We start from the raw sequence: 3,677 nt of genomic DNA on the forward strand, positions 1-3,677 counted from the left end.
GGGTCGGGGCGACCGTGGTGATCGCGCTGGTGCCGGGCGACCCGGGGTACGGGGTGCCGCTCGCGGCGTTCGTGGGCGCGATCTCCGGGGTGTTCCTGGCGTATGCGCTGGGCAGCGCGGCGGGACGGGGGAACGGCGTGGCGACGCTGGTGCTGGCGGGGGTCGCGGTGTCGTCGTTCCTGGCGGCGGTGCAGACGTTCGTCCAGCAACTGAAGGCCGAGGAGCTGCAACGGATCTTCTCCTGGATCCTCGGCGGGGTCGGGTCGGCGGACTGGCATCAGCTCGCGCTGATCGCCCCCTACGCGCTGGTGTCGACCGTGGTGCTGCTGGCGCACGGGCGGCTGCTGGACGTGCTGAGCGTCGGTGACGAGGAGGCGGCGGCGCTGGGCCTGTCGGCGGCGCGGGTGCGGCTGATCGTGCTGGTCGCGGCGTCGCTGGCGACGGCGTGCGCGGTGGCGGTGAGCGGGCTGATCGGGTTCGTCGGGATCGTGGTACCGCATGCGGTTCGGCGGCTGGCGGGCGGTTCGTATCGGATCGTTCTGCCGCTGTCGCTGCTCGGCGGGGCGGCGTTCCTGGAGGTCTCGGACCTGGTGGCGCGGACGGTGATCAAGCCCGGCGAGCTTCCGCTCGGTGTCGTGACGGCATTCGTCGGCGGGCCGTTCTTCGTCGCGGTGCTGCGCGCCAGCCGCAGGCAGGTGGACACGTGACCATCGAGATCCGGGGGCTGGACGTGGCGCTCGGCGGGCGGCCGGTGCTGAAGGGCGTGTCGCTGGACGTCCCGTCCGGGTCGTGGACGGCGGTCATCGGGCCGAACGGGGCGGGGAAGTCGACGCTGCTGCGCGCCGTTCTGGGCCTGGTGCCGTCCAGGGGCGGCATCACGCTGGCCGGGTCGGACCTGGCCGCGCTGAAGCCGAGGCAGCGGGCCCGGCTGATCGCCTACGCGCCGCAGAGCCCGAACATCCCGGTCGGGATGACCGTCTTCGACTACACCCTTCTCGGACGTTCCCCGTACATCCCGCATCTCGGGCGGGAGAGCGCCCGCGACCGGGCCATCGTGGCGGAGGTCCTCGACCGGCTGGATCTCACCGGGTTCGCGTCCCGTCCGCTGGACCACCTCTCGGGCGGTGAGCGGCAGCGGGCGGTGCTGGCGCGGGCGCTGGCGCAGCAGACGTCGGTGCTGCTGCTGGACGAGCCGACGACCGCCCTGGACATCGGCCACCAGCAGCAGGTGATGGAGCTGGTCGACCAGCTGCGGCTGTCCGACGAGCTGACCGTGGTGACGACGATCCACGACCTGACGCTGGCGGGGCAGTACGCCGACGACCTGGTCCTCCTCTCGGACGGACGGGTCGCCGCGGCGGGCCCGCCCGCGCGGGTCCTCACCCGCGCCGCCGTCGAGGAGCATTTCGACGCGCGTGTGCACGTCGGCGCCGGGCCCGGCGGCCGGCCGATCCTGTCGCTGGAACGTCCCTTGGAGCGTCCTTTGGAGCGTCCGTGAAGGTCGAGATGACGTGGCGCGAGGAGGACGGGAAGCGGCTCGCGGCGACGGTGTGGCGGGCCGGCGGCGGGCACCGGATGATCTCGTCGGCCATGCTGGGCGGCGGGATCGGCCCGGCCCGCTGGGTGCTGAACGCGCAGGTCGCGGGCGGCTATTCGCGGACGGACCCGGTCGTCCATCTGGAGGAGCTCGCCAGGTCGCACGGCTTGGAGGGGCCCGGCGTCGGCATGCTCACGGCGGCGTCGGTGTCCCGCACCATGCGGCGGGACGACGAGGGCGCGAGCGTCTCCGCCACGGTCGGGCTTCGTGTCCCCACCTGGGCCGCCGCGCCCGCCGGGAGCGCCGACCCCGAACTCGCGCCGATCCACCTGGACGGCGGGACGCCTCCCCCGCCGCCGCTGCGGTCGATCGGTGAGGCGCCGTCGTCGTGGACGCCCGGGACGGTCAACATCGTCGTCGCCGTTCCGGTGCCGTTGAGCGACGCGGCGCTGGTGAACGCGGTCGTCACCGCCACCGAGGCCAAGGCCCAGGCGCTCCTCGAAGCGGGATATCCCTGCACGGGCACCGCGTCCGATGCCATCTGCGTCGCCGCCACGACCGTGGGCGGTGCGCAGGAGGACTTCGCGGGACCGCGTTCCACGTGGGGATCGAGGATCGCCCGCGCGGTGCACGCCGCCGTCCATGCCGGGGCGCTCGACTACGCCGCCTTCCTGGAGGCGCGCCGATAGGTACCGGCCGCCGTACCACCCCGGTGCGATACGGCGGCCGGTTCAGGGCCAGTGCAGTGTGGGGAAGGGCCTCACCTCCTAGCTTTTCGACGTCCTGCCAGCGAAGGTCATCCGGCGTGAGGCAGGCGATGTCCGTTGAGGGTCCTGGGATCGTGGAGGTTCCTTGGGTCGTTGGTGAGGTTCCTTGGGTCGGTGAGGTTCCTGGGGTCGGTGGCCAGCGGGTCGGCGCCGTTCGGGGACGGGCCTTTCAGCGGCGGGAGGGGGTGCAGCCCGGTCGGCGGCTCCCGGTCGGCGGCGGAGCGGGGACCGCTGTCGCGGCGGCCGCCGTCGCGGGGGCCGAAGTCGGGGCGTCCGTCGGTGACGGCGGTGAGGGCGTCGACCCGGCGGCGCGCGCGGTCGGCCTCGGCGCGGGCCGCGTCGCGTTCGGCGGTGAGGGCCTTGACCGCGGCCCGCAGTTCCTCGGCCGTGCGCGTCAGCTGCCAGTTGTGCCGCTCGAACTCCCGTGCCCGCGCCTGGAACTGGTCGCAGTCGGCGACGGCCTGGCCGCGCTTGGCCTCGGCGTCGCGGACGGCGGAGCGCAGGTCCTCGGCGGAGCGTTTCGCGGCGTCCGCCTCGACGCGCTGGCCCTCGGCGAGGGTCTCCGCGTCCGACAGCCGTCCGTGCAGGGTGACCAGTTCCGAGCGGGCGCTCTCCAGGGAGGCGATCAGCTCGCCCTCGCGGGCGGCGACGCGGTCGCGGTCGCGTTCCGCGGCGAGGCGGGCGGCGCCGGCGGCTTCGGCCTCGTCCTTGGCGGCCTGGCATTCCCGCCTGGCGGCGTCGAGTTCGCCGGTGAGGCGCTCGGCCTCGGCGCGGACCGACGCGGCGTCCCGGACGGCGGTGTCGGCGCGCTCGCGGGCGGAGGCCGCCTCCCGCCAGGCGGCCTCCGCCTGCTGCTGGGACGCGTCGCGTTCCCGCTGCGCGACCGCGATGTGCCCGGCGGCGTCGGCGCGGGCACCCGAGATCCGCCGTTCGACGCCGGCGACGCTCAGCTCGGACATCAGCGCGCCCGCGAGCCGGTCGGCGGCGCCTTCGAGCCGGTCGACCATCTCCCACGTCCAGGCGACCTGGCCGGTCAGTCCCGGGGACTCCAGCCCGCGCGCGCGGGCGTCGCGTGCGGACCGTTCGCACGCGCCGTCGTCGTCCTGGCAGTAGCGGACGGTGCGGGCGCCGCGCACCGGCTGCGGCACGGGCCGTCCGCAGCCGGCGCACGGCCAGACCGCGACCGGGTCACCGAGGCGTGTGATCCCGTCGCGGTCGGCTTCGGTGTCCGGCGGCTCGGCGCCGGTACGGGACACCGATCCCGCCCGCGCCACGGCCTCCGGCGGCGACGCCGGCTCCGGGAGCGGTGTGGTGTCCGTTCGGGGGACGGGGGCGCGGTGAGACGCGGAGGAGGCGGTTGTCGTGGTGTGGGC

4 protein-coding genes are annotated in these 3,677 nt (G+C 75.1%); 3 read left to right on the forward strand and 1 reads right to left on the reverse strand.

Annotation, left to right across the window (positions count from 1 at the left end; all coding sequences use genetic code 11):
- The 3 genes from ETD83_RS40470 to ETD83_RS40480 all read left to right on the forward strand — a co-directional run.
- Nucleotides 1-707, forward strand: a 707-nt coding sequence (locus ETD83_RS40470; RefSeq protein ID WP_138650546.1) for a FecCD family ABC transporter permease, incomplete at its 5' end; no start/stop codon positions are given.
- Complete coding sequence (locus tag ETD83_RS40475; protein ID WP_138650547.1) at nt 704-1,498, forward strand: ABC transporter ATP-binding protein; 795 nt, start codon at nt 704-706, stop codon at nt 1,496-1,498. The genes ETD83_RS40470 and ETD83_RS40475, both read left to right, overlap by 4 nt.
- Before the next feature lie 8 nt (nt 1,499-1,506).
- Entirely contained in the window at nt 1,507-2,226 is a 720-nt protein-coding gene (locus ETD83_RS40480) for an adenosylcobinamide amidohydrolase (RefSeq protein ID WP_138650549.1), read from the forward strand.
- 107 nt (nt 2,227-2,333) lie between these two features.
- On the opposite strand, the gene ETD83_RS40485 is transcribed toward ETD83_RS40480, so the two are convergent.
- Nucleotides 2,334-3,677 (reverse strand): hypothetical protein (locus ETD83_RS40485; RefSeq protein ID WP_205718168.1); only part of this gene is annotated, 1,344 nt, incomplete at its 5' end.

It is taken from the genome of Actinomadura soli (assembly GCF_005889715.1).
Classification (GTDB): domain Bacteria; phylum Actinomycetota; class Actinomycetes; order Streptosporangiales; family Streptosporangiaceae; genus Spirillospora; species Spirillospora soli.

What these genes read in the sequence shown, in the direction of transcription:
- ETD83_RS40480 (WP_138650549.1), top strand. Translation starts at nt 1,507, where the DNA reads ATGACGTGGCGCGAGGAGGACGGGAAGCGGCTCGCGGCGACGGTGTGG.